General features: G+C 70.4%; 17 protein-coding genes and 1 pseudogene. 8 read left to right on the top strand and 10 right to left on the bottom strand.

Features of this window, described 5'->3' with window-relative positions; all coding sequences use genetic code 11:
• Nucleotides 1–92: 92 nt before the first annotated feature.
• Nucleotides 93–743 (bottom strand): response regulator transcription factor, encoded by a 651-nt coding sequence (locus PH203_RS23815; protein ID WP_289922518.1) that lies wholly within the window; start codon nt 741–743, stop codon nt 93–95.
• A complete protein-coding gene (locus PH203_RS23820) occupies nt 740–1,921 on the bottom strand; it encodes a histidine kinase (protein ID WP_289922519.1) in 1,182 nt (393 codons plus the stop codon). The genes PH203_RS23815 and PH203_RS23820 overlap by 4 nt, the downstream gene beginning before the upstream one ends.
• A 161-nt stretch (nt 1,922–2,082) precedes the next feature.
• Between PH203_RS23820 and PH203_RS23825 the strand changes: the two genes are divergently transcribed.
• Nucleotides 2,083–2,748 (top strand): hypothetical protein, encoded by a 666-nt coding sequence (locus PH203_RS23825; RefSeq protein ID WP_289922520.1) that lies wholly within the window; start codon nt 2,083–2,085, stop codon nt 2,746–2,748.
• A 10-nt stretch (nt 2,749–2,758) separates the two neighbouring features.
• Here PH203_RS23825 and PH203_RS23830 read toward each other — a convergent pair whose 3' ends face one another.
• The gene (locus PH203_RS23830) at nt 2,759–3,331 is read right to left on the bottom strand and encodes a cob(I)yrinic acid a,c-diamide adenosyltransferase (RefSeq protein WP_289922521.1); all 573 of its coding nucleotides are present in this window, start codon (nt 3,329–3,331) and stop codon (nt 2,759–2,761) included.
• A gap of 47 nt (nt 3,332–3,378) precedes the next feature.
• Here PH203_RS23830 and PH203_RS23835 point away from each other — a divergent pair.
• The 4 genes and pseudogenes from PH203_RS23835 to PH203_RS23850 form a co-directional block, all read left to right on the top strand.
• Nucleotides 3,379–3,504: pseudogene (locus tag PH203_RS23835) on the top strand (TetR/AcrR family transcriptional regulator); the annotation flags it as partial.
• A gap of 137 nt (nt 3,505–3,641) precedes the next feature.
• Nucleotides 3,642–4,490: a 3-hydroxyacyl-CoA dehydrogenase family protein gene (locus PH203_RS23840; RefSeq protein WP_289922522.1), complete on the top strand. Its 849-nt coding sequence runs from the start codon at nt 3,642–3,644 to the stop codon at nt 4,488–4,490.
• 173 nt (nt 4,491–4,663) lie between these two features.
• Nucleotides 4,664–4,987, top strand: a complete 324-nt coding sequence (locus tag PH203_RS23845) for an STAS domain-containing protein (RefSeq protein WP_067029557.1) — start codon at nt 4,664–4,666, stop codon at nt 4,985–4,987.
• A gap of 255 nt (nt 4,988–5,242) precedes the next feature.
• Complete coding sequence (locus PH203_RS23850) at nt 5,243–7,762, top strand: ATP-binding protein (RefSeq protein WP_289922523.1); 2,520 nt, start codon at nt 5,243–5,245, stop codon at nt 7,760–7,762.
• A gap of 127 nt (nt 7,763–7,889) precedes the next feature.
• Here the strand turns inward: PH203_RS23850 and nucS are convergent, their stop codons facing one another.
• Nucleotides 7,890–8,573: an endonuclease NucS gene (gene nucS, locus PH203_RS23855; protein ID WP_289922524.1), complete on the bottom strand. Its 684-nt coding sequence runs from the start codon at nt 8,571–8,573 to the stop codon at nt 7,890–7,892.
• Between the two features lie 249 nt (nt 8,574–8,822).
• On the opposite strand from nucS, the gene PH203_RS23860 reads away from it, so the two are divergent.
• Nucleotides 8,823–9,215 (top strand): SCO5389 family protein, encoded by a 393-nt coding sequence (locus PH203_RS23860; RefSeq protein ID WP_019060740.1) that lies wholly within the window; start codon nt 8,823–8,825, stop codon nt 9,213–9,215.
• 81 nt (nt 9,216–9,296) lie between these two features.
• Here PH203_RS23860 and PH203_RS23865 read toward each other — a convergent pair whose 3' ends face one another.
• On the bottom strand, nt 9,297–10,325 hold the full coding sequence (locus tag PH203_RS23865) for an LLM class flavin-dependent oxidoreductase (RefSeq protein ID WP_289922525.1): 1,029 nt from the start codon (nt 10,323–10,325) through the stop codon (nt 9,297–9,299).
• Between the two features lie 222 nt (nt 10,326–10,547).
• Between PH203_RS23865 and PH203_RS23870 the strand changes: the two genes are divergently transcribed.
• On the top strand, nt 10,548–10,877 hold the full coding sequence (locus tag PH203_RS23870; protein ID WP_289922526.1) for an ATP/GTP-binding protein: 330 nt from the start codon (nt 10,548–10,550) through the stop codon (nt 10,875–10,877).
• On the opposite strand, the gene PH203_RS23875 is transcribed toward PH203_RS23870, so the two are convergent.
• From PH203_RS23875 to PH203_RS23890, 4 genes are all read right to left on the bottom strand, one after another.
• Nucleotides 10,874–11,752 carry an ABC transporter permease gene (locus PH203_RS23875; RefSeq protein WP_289922527.1) on the bottom strand — a complete coding sequence of 293 codons (879 nt, stop codon included), beginning with the start codon at nt 11,750–11,752 and terminating at the stop codon, nt 10,874–10,876. The genes PH203_RS23870 and PH203_RS23875 overlap by 4 nt on opposite strands.
• Complete coding sequence (locus PH203_RS23880) at nt 11,749–13,131, bottom strand: ATP-binding cassette domain-containing protein (protein WP_289922528.1); 1,383 nt, start codon at nt 13,129–13,131, stop codon at nt 11,749–11,751. The genes PH203_RS23875 and PH203_RS23880 overlap by 4 nt, the downstream gene beginning before the upstream one ends.
• A 103-nt stretch (nt 13,132–13,234) precedes the next feature.
• Nucleotides 13,235–14,005: an ABC transporter permease gene (locus PH203_RS23885; protein WP_289922529.1), complete on the bottom strand. Its 771-nt coding sequence runs from the start codon at nt 14,003–14,005 to the stop codon at nt 13,235–13,237.
• 2 nt (nt 14,006–14,007) lie between these two features.
• On the bottom strand, nt 14,008–14,970 hold the full coding sequence (locus PH203_RS23890; protein WP_289922530.1) for an ABC transporter ATP-binding protein: 963 nt from the start codon (nt 14,968–14,970) through the stop codon (nt 14,008–14,010).
• Between the two features lie 132 nt (nt 14,971–15,102).
• Here PH203_RS23890 and PH203_RS23895 point away from each other — a divergent pair, with 132 nt between their 5' ends.
• Nucleotides 15,103–15,321 carry a hypothetical protein gene (locus PH203_RS23895; RefSeq protein ID WP_289922531.1) on the top strand — a complete coding sequence of 73 codons (219 nt, stop codon included), beginning with the start codon at nt 15,103–15,105 and terminating at the stop codon, nt 15,319–15,321.
• A gap of 13 nt (nt 15,322–15,334) precedes the next feature.
• Here the strand turns inward: PH203_RS23895 and PH203_RS23900 are convergent, their stop codons facing one another.
• A complete protein-coding gene (locus PH203_RS23900) occupies nt 15,335–16,273 on the bottom strand; it encodes a cellulose-binding protein (RefSeq protein ID WP_289922532.1) in 939 nt (312 codons plus the stop codon).
• Nucleotides 16,274–16,471 lie beyond the last annotated feature (198 nt).

Consider the following 16,471-nt stretch of genomic DNA (forward strand, 5'->3'; position numbering starts at 1 on the left):
CGGTGCGGCGAGAATAGAAAGGTCTGGACCACAGGTCAATAGGTCTGGACCAGTGAGTGACCTGTCGGCGGAATTAAACCTTCGGGCGCCCCTCAGATCCCCAACTCCTGCGCCAGTACGGCCGCTTGGACCCGGCTGCGAAGGTCCAGTTTGCCCAGCAATCGACTGACGTGTGTCTTCACCGTCGCCTCCGCCATGTCCAGGCGGTTCGCGATGTCCGCGTTGGACATGCCCTCGCCGAGGCAGGACAGCACCTCGCGCTCCCGGCGGGTGAGGGTGTCCAGGACCGCCGGATCGGCGCCCGGCTGCCGCACCGGCCTGGCGGCGAACTCGGAGATCAGGCGGCGGGTGACGGCGGGCGCGACGATCCCCTCCCCGCGGGCCACCGTACGGACCGCCTCGATGAGGTCCTTCGCCTCCGTGTTCTTCAGCAGGAACCCGGCGGCCCCGGCACGCAGCGCCCCGAACACGTACTCGTCGAGGTCGAAGGTGGTGAGCACGAGGACGTCCGCGAGCCCCTCCTCGGTGACCTTCCGGGTCGCCGAGACGCCGTCCAGCCTCGGCATCTGGACATCCATGAGGACGAGGTCCGGCCTCAACTCCCGTGTCAGCGCCACCGCCTGCTCACCGTCCGCGGCCTCGCCGACCACCTCGACGTCGGGCGCACTGCCCAGGATGAGGACGAGCCCGGCGCGTACGGCGGACTGGTCCTCGGCGACCAGGACCCGGATGGGCCGGCTCATACGGGGTCTCCTTCGGTGACGGGGAGGGCGGCGCGGACGGTCCAGATCTTGCCCTCCCGGGAACTCTCCGGACCGGACTCGAAGGTGCCGCCCAGCAGCGCCGCCCGCTCCCGCATACCCACCAGACCGGCACCGGAACCGGGTGCGCCGGGCCGGCCCCGATCACCGTACGGGCTGGTCACGGTGATGGCGAGGGCGCCGTCCGCCTGCCGCAGGGTCACGGTGACCCGGCCGGGGCAGGCGTGCTTGAGGGCGTTGGTCAGGGACTCCTGGACGATGCGGTAGGCGGCGAGTTCCACGGGCGCGGGCAGGCTGTCACCGTGCTCGGCCTCCAACGTGACGTCCAGTCCGTTGGTACGGGCGCCCTCGACGAGAACGGTGACGCCGTCGAGGGTGGGGACCGCGCTGGGCTCGCCGTCTCCGTCGCGCAGGATGCCGATCAGCCGTCGCATCTCCTCGAGGCCCTTGACGCTGTTCTCACGGATGACACCGAGGGCCTGTCGTGAGGTGTCCGGGTCGTCCAGGGAGAGCGCGGCGGTGGAGTGGATGGCGATCGCCGAGAGGTGGTTGGCGACCATGTCGTGCAACTCCCGTGCCATCCGGGCGCGTTCGGCGGTGACGGCCTGGGCGCGGTCCATCTCGGCGAGCAGCGCGGTCTGTTCGGCGCGCAGCCGGGCGGCCTCGGCGGCGTCGCGGTGGTTGCGGACGATCCAGCCGGTGGCGGCGGGCCCGTACGCCACGACCCCGACGACCACCCCGATCAGCAGCGCCTCCGGCTTCCGCCACACCGCGAACGGCACCAGCGTCCCGGCCACCGTGAGCAGGCCGGTGATCCACTGGATGCGGCGGGCCGAGGCGAGCGGGCCGTACAGGACGGCCGCGTAGACGACGTCGGTGAACATCAGCACCGACGCGAGGCTGCCCTGGGTCACCACGTCCGCGCAGATCGCGAGGGTGCCGGTCAGCAGGGCCGTGCGGGGTGCCGTGCGGCGCAGCAGCTCGCAGCCGGCCAGCACGGTGAGCGGCACCAGCACCGGCCACGGGCCGTCGAAGAGGGTGATCGGGTCCTCGGGCCGCCGGGTTCCCAGCCCGAGGAGCACCAGCAACAGGCCGCCGAGCAGTCCGCCGACCGCGGCGTACACGTCGAAGCGGTGCGGGCGGGGGAGTCGTACGGCCATGACCCCATCCAACACGGCGGGCCCGCGCTCCGCCTGATCCCCGTGAACGGTTCCGCACTGCATCTTTCGATGTACCGGCACTTCGTCATCGGCGACGACGAAAGCGGCCAAAGGCGACGGGAGCCTGGAAGCGTGACCGAGATCCCGTTGAGGAGTGAGTCGTGATCGTCGCGCTGATCATCGCCTGCGAAGTGGGCTTCTGGGTGCTGCTGGCCCTGGGCCTGACCGTCCGGTACCTGCTGAAGCGGCGCCGGCTGAGCGTCGTCCTTCTGCTGTGCGAGCCGGTCCTCGAACTCGTGCTGTTCGTCGCCACGGCGATCGATCTCAAGAACGGCGCCGAACCGAGCTGGGAGCACGGGGTGGCCGCGCTCTACATCGGCTACACCGTCGCGTACGGCCACTACACGATCCGCTGGCTCGACGGCCATGCCGCCCACCGCCTGGCCGGGGCCCCGCGCCCGCCGAAGCCCCCGAGGTACGGGCGGGCCCGCGCCGCTCATGAGGCGAAGCTGTGGCTGCGGGCCGTCTACGGGGGCGCGGTGGCGGCCGGTCTCCTCCAGCTCGCGATCTGGTACGTCGGGGACTCCGGCGACATCAGCTCGCTGCGCTCGTTCCAGTGGGTGGCCTTGCGGGCGGTCGGCATCTACGGCCTGATCGCCCTGTCGTACACCATCTGGCCGAAGAAGGAGCCGGCCTCGGCGCTCCCCGCCCGGGACCCGGAGCACGTCCCCGACGTCCTTGTCGGCCGTCAGGGCAAGGATGCTGCATCTCCCGGGGAACGCCGTACCCCATTGCCGCTGCGCGGCGGGCCGGACCCCCGGCAGTAGGCCGGATTCCTCAGCGTTCGCCGCCAGGGACCCACAGCACATCACCCACGGCCTTGTTCGCCGTCCGCGCCAGAATGAACAAGAGGTCCGACAGCCGGTTCAGGTACGTCGCCGTCAGCGGGTTCATCACCTCGCCGTGGACCTCCAGAGCCGCCCAGGTGGACCGCTCCGCACGGCGTACCACCGTGCACGCCTGGTGCAGCAGGGCCGCGCCGGGCGTGCCGCCGGGCAGGATGAACGACCGGAGCTTGTCCAGCCGCTCGTTGAACAGGTCGCAGTCCGCCTCCAGCTTGTCGATGTAGAACTGCTCGACCCTGAGCGGCGGGAACTGCGGGTTCTCGACGACCGGCGTGGACAGGTCGGCCCCGACGTCGAACAGGTCGTTCTGCACCCGGGTGAGGACCTTGACGATCTCCGTGTCCAGCCCGCCCAGCGCGATCGCCGTGCCGATCACGGCGTTCGCCTCGTTGGCGTCGGCGTACGCGGAGATCCGCAGATCGGTCTTGGCGACCCGGCTCATGTCGCCGAGGGCGGTGGTGCCCTGGTCGCCGGTCCTGGTGTAGATGCGCGTCAGATTGACCATGAGGCCCAGCGTAGTTACGCCCCGGCGGTCCGGCAGCCGCCCGTGCCGGGCGTGAGACGGCCGCCGGGCGCAATCCGGACGAAGTGTCACGAGAGGTGCTGGTGCTTCTCGGCGGCATCGGGGAGCTGTTGAGCGTGAAGACGCTCAACTACGCCGTACGTGGCGCCGAATGACCCGTGCCGGTGTGATGTCCGTCAGATGAGACGTGACGCGCATTACTTACCGCTCACTCAGCTCCTCACGAACGCTAAGGTCCGCCGGAGAGGCAATCTCAACAGCGGGTAAGGCGTACAAAAGGGGAGTCGCAACAGTGGCACGGAAGCTTGCCGTCATCGGCGCCGGCTTGATGGGTTCCGGGATCGCCCAGGTCTCCGCGCAGGCGGGCTGGGACGTCGTCCTGCGGGACGTCACCGACGAGGCTCTCAGGCGTGGCACCGACGGCATCAAGGCCTCGTACGACAAGTTCGTCAGCAAGGGCAAGCTGGAGGCGCACGACGCCGACGCCGCCCTCGGCCGGATCACCGCGACCACCGATCTGGACGCCGCCGCGGACGCCGACATCGTCGTCGAGGCCGTCTTCGAGAAGCTGGAGGTGAAGCACGAGATCTTCCGCGCGCTCGACAAGATCGTGCGGGACGACACCGTGCTCGCCTCCAACACCTCCGCCATCCCGATCACCAAGATCGCGGCGGCCACCGAGCGCCCCGAGCGGGTCGTCGGTGTGCACTTCTTCTCGCCGGTGCCGATGATGCAGCTCGTCGAGCTGGTCCGCGGCTACAAGACGAGCGACGAAACCCTCGCCACCGCGCGGGAGTTCGCCGAGTCCGTCGGCAAGACCTGCATCGTCGTCAACCGGGACGTGGCCGGCTTCGTGACCACCCGGCTCATCTCCGCCCTCGTCGTCGAGGCGACCAAGCTCTACGAGTCCGGTGTCGCCACCGCTGAGGACATCGACCTCGCCTGCAAGCTGGGCTTCGGCCACGCCATGGGACCGCTCGCCACGGCGGACCTCACGGGCGTCGACATCCTGCTGCACGCCACCAGCAACATCTACACCGAGACCCAGGACGAGAAGTTCGCTCCGCCGGAGCTGATGCGCCGGATGGTTGACGCCGGTGACATCGGGCGCAAGAGCGGGCAGGGCTTCTACAAGCACTGAGCATCAGCACCATCAGGCACTGAAACCGCACACGCCCCTGGAGTCTCACACTCAGGGGTGAATTCGGTATCGGTTCGCTTACAGACGGCAACCTCTGGCCGCCTTACGCAGTCAGAGGTTGCATCACCGGACTTCACATTCGCGGAGCACGAGACGCACCACGGGGAGTGCATATGTTCATCAGGGGCGACCACGCCGAGCTGGTCGTCGGGGGCCGCCTCGACGTCCGCAGCGCGGCGGACGCCCGTACGGTCCTGCACACGGCCGTCGACGACGGAGTCGGCGATCTGGTGCTGGACCTGTCCGAGCTCGACTCCTGGGACGCCACCGGACTCGGGGTGATCATGGGGGCCCACCGCAGGGCCGGCCGCTGCGGCCGGCGCCTGGTGCTGCGCGACGTACCGCCGCAGATGCAGCGCCTGCTGGTGGCCACCCGGCTGCACCGGATCCTGGCGATCGAGGGCGGTATCGGGGTGGAGTCACTGCCCCGGGTGTGACCCCTTGTGTGGACGCGATGTGAGGGCCGGGTGTTGCGTCTGTGAAACGCAGGTCGCGCACAATCCTCACGAGACTGTGACGTCTCGGACGGCGCGGTACCCCGGACTGTCGTAGATACTGTGCGAAGGTTTAGGGTTCGGTCGCCCGCTGAGTGAACGTCCCTGTATGAGCGGGCCCGGACCAGAAGCGACAGCGCGGTGTGCAGCAAGGCCGGGAGGGGCTCGGCACACGACGCTTTTGGGGGGCTTGAACCTATGGACCCGAACAACCGGGGACCCGAGGAGTACGGCCATGACGGTGACGGCGATGCGCCGCGCCAGCGACCGCCCAGGGACCCCCTCACACCCGACTTCGCCCAGAGCGCGCCCGCCCTGGCCCGCACGGTGCAGCTGGTCTCCGGCGACCACCTGCTCACCGTCAACCCCGTCGACGGCAGCGAGATAGAGGTCTGCCCGCCGGGCGAAAGGCCCTCGCGGCCGCAGAAGCTCAGCGCCGCCGAACGCGCCGAGGTGGCCCGTGCCGCCCGGCCACCCGTCCCGGCCGGTCTGAACCGGCCCGCACAACAGCACCTCCTGGCCCGCCAGGACGAGCGCGAACAGCTCGTCCGGCTGCTGGCCCGAGGCCGTTCCGTACGGCTCACCGGCTCGGCCGGTTCCGGCCGTACCGCCCTGCTCGACGTCGTCGCCGAGGACTGCTCGGACCTCGCCCCCGACGGCGTGGTCCGGCTGAGCGGCTTCCACCGCACCGCCGACGACCTGCTGTACGACCTCTTCTACGCCGTATACAGCGCACCCCTGCACCGGCCCGCACGGGACGAGCTGCTCGGGTACATCCGGGAGATCGGCGCCGTCGTCGTCCTCGACGACGTCGAGTTCGGCGGGGCCGCGCTCGACGAACTCCTCGACGCCACCCCCGAATGCGCCTTCCTGGTCGCCGCCACGCCGGACGTGCCCGCGCCGTCCGCCGACTCGGCCCTGGAGGAGGTCTTCCTCGGCGGCCTGGACCGGGCCGGCGGGGTCGAGCTCCTGGAGCGCGGTGTCGGCCGGGTCCTCACCGAGGAGGAGGCCAACTGGGCCGGCGACCTCTGGTTCGAGTCCGAGGGCCTGCCGCTGCGCTTCGTCCAGGCCGGCGCCCTGCTGAGGCAGCGCGACGAACTGCGGGCCAGCGCGGACGCCTTCGACGAGTTCGGCGTCTTCCAGGAAGCCCAGATCGACGCGCCCTTCGACGCCGGCGACGGCCATGACGTACCGCTGCCCTCGCTCGCCGAGGGCGCCGCGCCCGCCGCCCTGCTCGCCACCCGGCTCAGCGACTCCGCGCGCGCCGCGCTGCGGTTCGCCGTGGCCCTCGACGGCGAGGTGCCGCACCAGGCGCATCTGCCCGCCCTGGTCGGCGACACCCACGCGGACGCGGCCCTCGGTGAACTGCTGGGCTGTGCGCTGGTCTCCCCGGTGGGATCGCGCTACCGGCTCGCGGCCGGGGTGCAGACCCAGCTGGAGGCCGTCGGATACGGCGAGGACGCCGAGGCCAAGGCGCTCGCCGCCGCCCGGCACTACGCCTGGTGGGCCGGACACCCCTCGGTGACGCCCGAGCGGGTGTGCGCCGAGGCGGACGCCGTGCTCGCCGCCCTGGGCCTGCTCGTACCGGCCGCCGTACCGCCCGTCGAGGGCGAGGAGACCGTCACCGTCCAGCTGGCCCGCACGGCGGCGCCCGCGTTCGCCGCCGGGCTGCACTGGAGCGCCTGGGAGCGGACCCTGCGGTTCGGCGCCGAGGCCTCCCGGCTCTCCGGCGAGGTGGCCGAACAGTCCTACTTCCACCACGAGTTGGGCATACTCGCGCTCTGCGTCGACCAGCTCGACCGGGCCCGTGCCGAACTGGAGACCTCCATCGGGCTGCGGGGCGCTCTCGCCGACAAGCGCGGCACCGTGGCCGGCCGCCGGGCGCTCGCCCTGGTGTCCGACCGTACGGGAACCCCGCTCGGGATATCCGCCACGGCCGGCGAGGAGGTGCCCGACGCCCGGCACGAGGAGTCGCAGTCGCCGCCCGGTGGCGTCCCGATGGCCTTCCCGCCGCTGCGGCCGCCGCTCGACAGCTCGACCCTGGTCACCAACCGGGTCCCGGCGGCCAACGCCCCGAACCGCAAGGCCCGGGGCGGCCTCAAGGGCCTCGCCCGCCGCAACCTCGTCGCGGCCGGCGCGGGCGCCCTGCTCGCGGCCGTGCTCGGTACGGTCGTGACGCTCGGAGCCACCTCCGACAACGACCCCGACTCCCCGTCCACCCGGGTCGGCCCCAACCCGTCGGCCAGCCAGGGCCTGGAGGACGGCAGTCTGGGCGCCGACGTCCCGAAGAACGACGACGGCTCCGGCGACACCGGCACGGCCACCAGCCGGCCGACCGACCCGGGCCCCGACGGCACCTACGGCACGTCCGACGACCCGACGCCGACCGACACGGCGGAGCCCTCGGACGATCCGAGCGGGACGAAGGGGACGTCGGGCTCGCCGACCAAGCCGCCGTCGCCCACGTCCAAGCCGCCGTCGTCTACGTCGAAGCCGCCCACCTCGCCGACTCCGACTCCGACGACGCCCACCCCGACCGAGACCGAGCCCAGCGGTGACCCGACGCCGACGGAGACTCCGACGACCTCGCCGTCGGAGCCGTCCACCTCGGACTCCGCGAGCGGTCCCGCCTCCTCCAGCGCACCGGCCAGTGCCCCGGAGAGCAGCGCCGCGAGCACGCCCAGCACCTCGGGCTCGGCGTCGGACGCGGTGATCTGACGCCGGTCACGGCAGCACGAGAGGGCCGGGTCCTGGAAACAGGACCCGGCCCTCGTCGTAGTAGGAGAACTGCCGTCGCGGGTGACATGCCGCCGTGGGAGAAATGTCGCCGCGGGCGGAGAAGCCGTCAGAACAGGCGGAGTTTGTCGTCCTCGATGCCGCGCAGGGCGTCGTAGTCGAGGACCGTGCAGCCGATGCCGCGGTCGGTGGCCAGGACGCGGGCCTGGGGTTTGATCTCCTGGGCCGCGAAGATGCCGCGGACCGGGGCGAGATGCGGATCGCGGTTCAACAGCTCCAGGTAGCGGGTGAGTTGCTCCACGCCGTCGATCTCGCCGCGCCGCTTGATCTCGACCGCGACGGTCTGGCCCTCGGCGTCCCGGCACAGGATGTCGACCGGGCCGATGGCGGTCATGTACTCGCGGCGGATCAACGTATAGCCGTCGCCGAGGGTTTCGATGCGGTCGGCGAGGAGCTCCTGAAGGTGTGCTTCCACGCCGTCCTTGATCAGGCCGGGATCCACGCCCAGTTCGTGCGAGGAGTCGTGGAGGATCTCCTCCATGGTGATGATCAGCTTCTCGCCGCCTTTGTTGACGACGGTCCAGACGCCAACGGCACCCTCGGGAAAGTCCCCCGACTCCTCCTTCAACGTGCAGGGCGGCGACATCCAGTTCAGGGGCTTGTAGGCCCGGTCGTCCGCGTGGATCGACACGCTGCCGTCCGCCTTCACCAGGATGAGACGGGGGGCGGACGGGAGGTGGGCGGTGAGCCGGCCCGCGTAGTCGACGGAGCACCGGGCAATGACGAGACGCATGGTCGGCAACGCTACTCGACGGGCCCGGGTCCACGCGATTCGCCCCAGAAACGCGATGTTCGTTTGTGGCCGATTGTGCGCCTAAGCAGGGCTCTCTTTGTACGCGTTTTCCTGGTGCGGTCACCGTCCGTTGCTTACCGTAGTAACCGGGAGGTCGCGGTACGTGCACGCAGCGTGTTCGAATTCGCGAACTCCCTTACCTGTCCGGCAACCCCTGAATACCCGTTCGGGGGTGCGAGAGGAGAACCCATGTCGCTCGACGTCTCACCGGCCCTACTCGAGAAGGCCGAGCGAGGCGAGGTCGACGAAGCGGAATTCGTCGACTGCGTCCGGACCTCCCTGCCCTACGCATGGGAGATGATCAGCTCCCTGGTGGCCCAGCTGAAGGTCGACGGCGGTGCGTTCGCCGACAACCAGACGCCTCCGCCGGACGAGCAGGCACGCGGTCAGCTGCTGCGTGCGCTTGCGAGTGACGCGATACGCGGCGCGCTGCAACGGCACTTCGGGGTACGACTGGCCTTCCAGAACTGCCACCGTGTGGCGGTGTTCCCGCTGGACGGCTCGGTGGACGAGACGCTGGCCCGTTTCACCTCGGTCCGTAGTCAGCTGCTCAACCAGTCACCGGAGTTCCGGGACTGCTGAGGCAGCGAGCCACCTGCTTGCCGCTCCGTACGCGGGAGGTGCATTAAGTACCGGGGCGGCAAGCGTGGCGGGACCGCATGGTCAGCCGAGGTGGGGGAGCACCTCGGCGCCCAGCCGGCGGATGTTCTCCTCCGTCGCCGCGAGGTCTCCCGAACCCTCGGTGAGCAGGGCGAAGCGGGAGATGCCGGTCCGCTCGCTGGTCGCCGCGAGCCGGTCGGCACACAGCCGGGGCGTGCCCACCGGGTGCAGCCCGCAGAGCAGTTCGGTGTATGCCAGCGGGTCCCGCATCGAGCGATGGCGGCCGTCGACCGTCACATGGGCCTCCAGGCCCTGCCGCAGCCAGCCCGGCATCGCCTTCACCAAGGCCTCCACCGCGTCCGTACGCCGGTCCGCGATCTGGCAGACACCGGCGGAGACATGGGCCGCGCCCATGACCTCCTCCGGCGAACGGCCCGCCGCGCGCGCGTGGCTGCGCCACAGCGAGACCATCTCGGCCTTCTCCTCGTCCCCCACATGCATCCCGAGCAGCATCGGCAGCCCGCGCTCGGCGGCCAGCCGCACACTCGCCGGTGAGGTGCACGCGACGACGACCTCGGGGCCGGGTTCCCCCGACAGGTTCTCCGACGGCCTCGGTACGACGGGTACTTCACGGAAGTTGAAACGCTCCCCCTGGGCCCCGACCGAGGGCTCGCGCAGCCAGCGCACCAGCAGATCGAGTGATTCCGGGAAGCCCGTCTCGTACGCCTGCAGACCCGAGCCGAACACCTCCAGGTCCACCCAGGGCCCGCCGCGCCCCACGCCCAGCGAGAACCGTCCGCCGGAGGTGATGTGGAGCAGCGCGGCCTGCTCGCCGAGGCTCACGGGGTGGGCGGTGGGCAGCACGCTGACCGCGGTGCCGACCCTCAGCCGGTGGGTGCGGCCGAGCAGTAACGCGGCCAGGGTGATCGCCGACGGGCAGGTGCCGTACGGCACGAAGTGGTGCTCGGCCAGCCAGACCGAGTCCAGGCCCGCTTCCTCGGCCACCTCGGCCGAGCGGACCGCGCGGTGCAGCGCCTCCCCCTGGCCCTGCCCCGGGAACTGGGCCGCCAACACAAAACTTCCAACGTGCATTGCTTTTCCTGCTTCCTTGGCTCCGACGCGGAGCTCCCCCACCCGGCATAACCGTCTGACACGTGCCGAGGACACGGCCTGGCGTGGAAATACTCGGATTGTCTGCAGAATGGGTCGGCGTGAAGGGGCACTTGTGGGGGTTGGTCCCGTACGCCTACCCCGGTTCGCGCCGCGTAGGCTGGACACGGCCCGTGCTTCCTGTATAGCCCCGTGAGGTGTTCCGTGTCCCCGCGTCGCAACCGTCCCAAGGGAGCCGACTCGTCAGGCCCGGGCGGAGACGACCGCTCCGGCCGCTACGGCGGCTTCCAGTCCACGGAGAGCTGGCAGGGCGAGGAGTGGAACGTCCGTCATGTGGCGGGGGCGAGTGCGCAGGGCAAGTCGTACCGCTGCCCGGGCTGCGACCAGCTGATCCCGGACGGGGTCCCGCACGTGGTGGCCTGGCCGGACCACTCGGGCGTCGACGAGCGCCGGCACTGGCACAAGGCGTGCTGGAACGCGAAGGACCGCCGCACCTCGCGGGTGCAGCGGTCCCGTAACGCACCGAGGTTCTAGACGTCGCGCTGGTTCAGCAGGGCCAGCGCACCGGCGAACGCGACGGCCGTCACGCCCAGGATGATCCACAGCGGGTCCCAGCCCGAAGGGCCGGTCTCGGTCAGGGAGTTGGAGTAGAAGACGCTCAGCTGGTTCGGGATCGAGTACTCGAACAGGGCCTGGCGCAGGTCCTCCAGCGAGGACGAGAACATGAACAGCGCGATGACCAGCGGGGCCAGCACCAGGCCGATCATGATGGTGATCGCGCCCGCCGAGTGCCGGATGATCGAGCCGACGATCAGCGAGAGCAGGCCGAGCAGCGCGATGTAGAGCGAGATGCCGAGCGTGCCCTTGAGCCACTCGCCGCCGGAGGGGTCCTTGACGCCGGTGTTGCTCAGCAGGGCGACGTCGGCGAGGGCGACCAGCACGACCGACACGAACGTGACGACGAAGGCGACCAGGAAGAACACGATGGCCTTGGCGGCCAGCACCCGGCCGCGGCTCGGGCACGCGGTCATCGTCGTACGGATCATGCCGGTGCCGTACTCCGAGGCCGTCGACAGCACGCCCAGCGTGATGACGCACATCGTGCCGAGCAGCAGTCCGAAGAAGCCGAACGACAACGGGTTCTCACCGGCCAGATCGCCCTCGGTGGCGCTGTTCGACACCAGCGCCGCGGCCAGCAGTCCGATCCCGACGACGAGCAGTACGAAGACGCCCAGCGTCCACATCGTCGAGCGCACCGACCGGATCTTCGTCCACTCCGAGGCGAGCGCGTGCCCGAGATGCGTGCGCACCACGGGGATCGGCGAGGTGTACGTGGGGTACGAAGGCGCGGGCGCAGCCTGCCAGTTGGGCGCGGCGGCCTGCGGCATCGGGGGCTGGGGGGTGCTCATCGGGCGTCCTCGGGCTTCGTCAGGTCGGCGGCGGGCTGCGGGGTGCCTGCGGCGGCCGGGGCCGGCGGGGCGGGGGCAGCGGCGGGCGGCTGCGGTGCCGCGGGAGGCGTGGCGGGCGCTGCCGGAGCCTCGGCGGCGGCCGGCTCGGCTGCGGGGGCGCTCGGCGCGGGCTGGTGAGCCGCGGGCGCGGAGGGCTGGGCCGGGGCTCCCTGGGGCGCCTGGGGCGCCTGGGAGGGCGCGGGGGCGTACGGGTTCGGCTGGCCCGCGCCGGGGGCGCCGTAGGGGCCCGCCGGGGGCTGTCCGGGGCCGTACGCCCCCGCGGGTGCCTGCGGCGGTGCGAAGGGCTGGCCGCCCTGCTGCGGCGGCGGGGGCGCGTACCAGCCGGGCTGGCCCTGGCCCGGGACCGGCATCGGCGGCTGGGCGCCGGGCGGGAGGGGCTGCTGCAGGCCGGCCTTCTGGTCGATCGTGGAGCGGTAGTCCACGGAGCCCTGGGTCATCCGCATGTACGCCTCTTCCAGCGAGGCCTGGTGCGGAGAGAGCTCCCACAGGCGTACGTCGCTGTCGTGGGCGATGTCGCTGATGCGGGGGAGGGGCAGCCCGGTGACGCGGAGGGCGCCGTCCTGCTCCGGGAGGACGTGGCCGCCCGCCTCGGTCAGTGCGGACGTCAGCTTCTCGCGCAGGTCGAGCTCGGTGTCGGGGGTGCGCACGCGCGCGAACCCGGCGGAGTTCGCGGCGATGAAGTCCTGCACGCTCATGTCGGCCAGCAGCTGCCCGCGGCCGATGACGATCAGATGGTCGGCGGTCAGCGCCATCTCGCTCATGAGGTGCGACGAGACGAAGACCGTACGCCCCTCCGCGGCCAGCGACTTCATCAGGTTCCGCACCCAGAGGACGCCCTCGGGGTCGAGACCGTTGACCGGCTCGTCGAAGAGAAGGACCTGCGGGTCGCCCAGCAGCGCCGCGGCGATGCCGAGCCGCTGGCCCATGCCGAGAGAGAAGCCCTTGGAGCGCTTCTTGGCCACGTCCTGGAGACCGACGACACCGAGCACCTCGTCGACCCGGCGGGCCGGGATGCCGGAGAGCTGGGCGAGGCAGAGCAGGTGGTTACGGGCGTGCCGGCCGCCGTGCACGGCCTTGGCGTCGAGGAGCGCGCCCACCTGACGGGGGGCGTTGGGCAGCTTGCGGTACGGGTAGCCGCCGATCGTCACCTGCCCCGAGGTGGGGTTGTCCAGGCCCAGGATCATCCGCATCGTCGTCGACTTGCCGGAGCCGTTGGGGCCCAGGAAGCCGGTGACGGCACCGGGCCGCACCTGGAAGGAAAGGTTGTACACAGCGGTCTTGTCGCCATATTGCTTGGTCAGGCCGACTGCTTCGATCATGCTCCGCACCCATCGAAAGGTTCAGGACAGCAGGGCGCACGCCCCCGTAAGGGTTAGGAGCTTATCCGGGCGCTGACGGTTCCACTCAAGAGCGAGCAAAGACTCAGGCGTCGCGCTCCTTCAGCAGGGCGTAACCCCCGGCGAGCGCCAGGACGACCCAGAGCACCATGATGGCGAGCCCGCCCCACGGCCCGTACGGGGTGTCGTCGTCGATCGGGGTGACCACCTGCATGATCTTGCTCCCGGCCTGGTCGGGCAGGTACCGGCCGATCTTCTTCGTCGCGGAGACGTTGCCGAGGATGTTGGAGATCAGGAAGAAGAACGGCATCAGGATGCCCAGCGACAGCATCGGCGAGCGCAGCGTCACGGCGACGCCCATCGAGAACACGGCGATGAGGGTCATGTAGAGCCCGCCGCCGATGACCGCGCGCAGCACGCCCGGGTCGCCGATCTCCGCGCGGTGGTCGCCGAGCATCGCCTGCCCGAGAAAGAAGGCGACGAAGCTGGTGGCCAGGCCGACGACCAGGCAGAGCCCGGCCGCCACCGCGATCTTGCTGAACAGGAAGGTCCCGCGCTGCGGCACGGCGGCCAGCGAGGTGCGGATCATGCCGGTGCTGTACTCGTTCGACACCACGAGCACCCCGAACACGATCATCGCGAGCTGGCCGAGGCTCATCCCGGCGAAGCTGATGAAGGTCGGGTCGAAGGAGAGCTGGTCCTTGCGGCTCATCTTGTCGAACTCGTTCTTCGACAGGGCCGAGATCAGGATCCCGAGCCCGATGGTGACGACCACGGCCAGGGAGAGCGTCCACACCGTGGAGGCCACCGACCGGATCTTGGTCCACTCGGACCGTACGACCTGGATCGCCGCCATGGTCAGTTCCCCTTCCAGTCGGCGCCCCACGGCTGCCTCGGCGCGGCGGCGACGGGCGTCTCGGCGTGTGCGTGGTACTCGACCGACTCCGCGGTCAGCTGCATGAACGCCTCCTCCAGGGAAGCCTGCTGCGGGCTCAGCTCGTGCAGCACGATCTGGTGCTGCGCCGCCAGCTCCCCGATGTGCTCGGGCTTGCCGCCGTCGACCTCCAGCGTGCCGTTCCCGGTCTCCACGACCGTGATCCCGGCCCCGTGCAGCACATCGAGCAGCCGCTCGCGCTGGGGCGAGCGGATCCGGACGTACGACCGCGAGTTCTGCTCGATGAACTCGGCCATGGACGTGTCGGCGAGCAGCCGTCCCTGTCCGATGACGACGAGGTGGTCGGCGGTCAGCGCCATCTCGCTCATGAGGTGGGACGAGACGAAGACGGTACGGCCCTGCGCGGCCAGCGACTTCATCAGATTGCGGATCCAGTGGATGCCCTCGGGATCGAGCCCGTTGACCGGCTCGTCGAACATCAGGATCCGCGGATCGCCGAGCAGCGCGCCCGCGATGCCGAGCCGCTGCCCCATGCCGAGCGAGAACCCCTTGGCCTTCTTCTTCGCCACCGCGGTCAGTCCGACGGTGTCGAGGACCTCGTCGACCCGCTTGCGGGGGATGCCGTTGCTCTGTGCGAGACACAGGAGGTGGTTGAAGGCACTGCGGCCGCCGTGCATGGCCTTGGCGTCGAGGAGGGCGCCGATGTACTTGAGGGGGTCCTTCAGACGGTCGTAGTGCTGTCCGTCGATCCGCACGTCACCGGCGGTCGGCCGGTCCAGCCCGAGCATCATCCGCATCGTCGTCGACTTGCCGGCGCCGTTGGGCCCGAGGAAGCCCGTGACGATGCCCGGTCTGACGGTGAAGGTCAGGTTGTTGACCGCGACTTTCTCGCCGTACCGCTTGGTCAGGCCCTCGAGCTCGATCATGCGGCCACGCTAAGACGGGGGCCTGGCGGCTGCCACTCGTGCGGGCAAACAGAGCCCGACGAGAGCGGCAAGAACAGTGAACGCCGGACCGCGGTGCCGAAGGAGCCGCCGAGCTGCTGCACGATCCGGACGGTGGTGCTGCCGTGCGGGATGCGGTCGCGGACACCGACGGCCGGCCTTCCCCGGCGGGTGCTCACGCTGCCCGCGGAGCTGCTGCGACAGGAGATCCCGCTGAGCCGGGCGCCGGTGACGGACGAGGCGCCCGCCGAGATCGTGGACGACGTCCTCCTGCCACTGGTCCACGGCACGCCAAAGGCCCGCACCTTCGGGGGAGACGGTACGGGCCCTTGAGACGCGCTACTGCTTACCGGGACTGCTGAGCCGGAACCCCACGGGAGATCGGCTCGTCGTCCGTGACCGGCGAACCGGCCGCGGCCACCGCGGCGCCCGTGAGCGTGGCGAGCATCTCGCGCACGTTCGTCAGCTGGGCGTTGATGCTGTCGCGGCGGTTGGTGAGAGCGGCCAGCTCGCGCTCGGATTCCGAACGGATCCGGTCGGCCTTGGCGTTGGCGTCGGCCACGATGTCCTCGGCCTGGCGCTGAGCCGTCTCCACCGTCTGGCGGGCGCGGCGCTCGGCGTCCGTGCGCAGCTTCTCGGCCTCCAGGCGGAGCTGCTCCGCGCGGTGCTCGATCTCCGCGAGACGCTTCTCGGCCTTCTGCTGACGCGAGGCGAGGTCGCGCTCGGACTGCTCGCGGCGCTTGGCCAGGTTGGTCTCGAAGTCCGCGGCGGCCTGGGCGGCCTTGGCGCGGGTCTCCTCGAAGAGGGCGTCCGCCTCCTCGCGCTTGGACTGCGCGTCCTTCTGGGCCTCGGCGCGCAGCTGCGACGCGTCGGACTTGGCCTTCTCTACGATCCGGACGCCTTCGTCCTCGGCCTTGGACTTGCGCTCGGCGGCGAAGGACTCCGCGTCGTTGCGCACCTGCTGGGCCGCCGACTCGGCGAGCTCACGGTGCTGCTCGGCCGCGCGACGGGCCTCCTCGCGCAGATCCTTGGCCTCCTCTTCGGCGAGGCGGAGGATCTTCTCGACACGCGCGCCGAGACCGGCGTACGACGGCTCGGCGTCGCTGACCTGAGCCTGGGCGTTCTGCGTCTCAAGGTGGAGCTCCTCGATGCGCTTTTCCAGAGCGGTGATGCGGGAGAGAGCGCTGTCACGGTCGGAGACGAGCTTGGAGATACGTTCGTCCACCTGAGCGCGGTCGTACCCACGCCGCACAAGCTCGAAGCCGTAGGGGGAAGTGTCGCTCATGGGGTTCCTGTCAAATGAGACCGGTGAGGTGATAGGGGGAATCCTAGGGGCCGAAGCGGTGTGTCATCGAGCGGATACGTGTTTGATCTGGAGAATGACACCCCTTTTGAGTGGCTAACCCTGGGACGGCTTGCCAAAAACTTGGTCAAAGGCCCCAGACGACACCGGAATTCGACCTGTCGTTCAGCTGTCCGTCGC

This window comes from Streptomyces sp. S.PB5, assembly GCF_030403745.1.
Classification (GTDB): domain Bacteria; phylum Actinomycetota; class Actinomycetes; order Streptomycetales; family Streptomycetaceae; genus Streptomyces.

What these genes read in the sequence shown, in the direction of transcription:
- PH203_RS23815 (WP_289922518.1), bottom strand. Translation starts at nt 743, where the DNA reads ATGAGCCGGCCCATCCGGGTCCTGGTCGCCGAGGACCAGTCCGCCGTA.
- PH203_RS23820 (WP_289922519.1), bottom strand. Translation starts at nt 1,921, where the DNA reads ATGGCCGTACGACTCCCCCGCCCGCACCGCTTCGACGTGTACGCCGCG.
- PH203_RS23830 (WP_289922521.1), bottom strand. Translation starts at nt 3,331, where the DNA reads ATGGTCAATCTGACGCGCATCTACACCAGGACCGGCGACCAGGGCACC.
- PH203_RS23845 (WP_067029557.1), top strand. Translation starts at nt 4,664, where the DNA reads ATGTTCATCAGGGGCGACCACGCCGAGCTGGTCGTCGGGGGCCGCCTC.
- PH203_RS23850 (WP_289922523.1), top strand. Translation starts at nt 5,243, where the DNA reads ATGGACCCGAACAACCGGGGACCCGAGGAGTACGGCCATGACGGTGAC.
- nucS (WP_289922524.1), bottom strand. Translation starts at nt 8,573, where the DNA reads ATGCGTCTCGTCATTGCCCGGTGCTCCGTCGACTACGCGGGCCGGCTC.
- PH203_RS23860 (WP_019060740.1), top strand. Translation starts at nt 8,823, where the DNA reads ATGTCGCTCGACGTCTCACCGGCCCTACTCGAGAAGGCCGAGCGAGGC.
- PH203_RS23865 (WP_289922525.1), bottom strand. Translation starts at nt 10,325, where the DNA reads ATGCACGTTGGAAGTTTTGTGTTGGCGGCCCAGTTCCCGGGGCAGGGC.
- PH203_RS23875 (WP_289922527.1), bottom strand. Translation starts at nt 11,752, where the DNA reads ATGAGCACCCCCCAGCCCCCGATGCCGCAGGCCGCCGCGCCCAACTGG.
- PH203_RS23880 (WP_289922528.1), bottom strand. Translation starts at nt 13,131, where the DNA reads ATGATCGAAGCAGTCGGCCTGACCAAGCAATATGGCGACAAGACCGCT.
- PH203_RS23885 (WP_289922529.1), bottom strand. Translation starts at nt 14,005, where the DNA reads ATGGCGGCGATCCAGGTCGTACGGTCCGAGTGGACCAAGATCCGGTCG.
- PH203_RS23890 (WP_289922530.1), bottom strand. Translation starts at nt 14,970, where the DNA reads ATGATCGAGCTCGAGGGCCTGACCAAGCGGTACGGCGAGAAAGTCGCG.
- PH203_RS23900 (WP_289922532.1), bottom strand. Translation starts at nt 16,273, where the DNA reads ATGAGCGACACTTCCCCCTACGGCTTCGAGCTTGTGCGGCGTGGGTAC.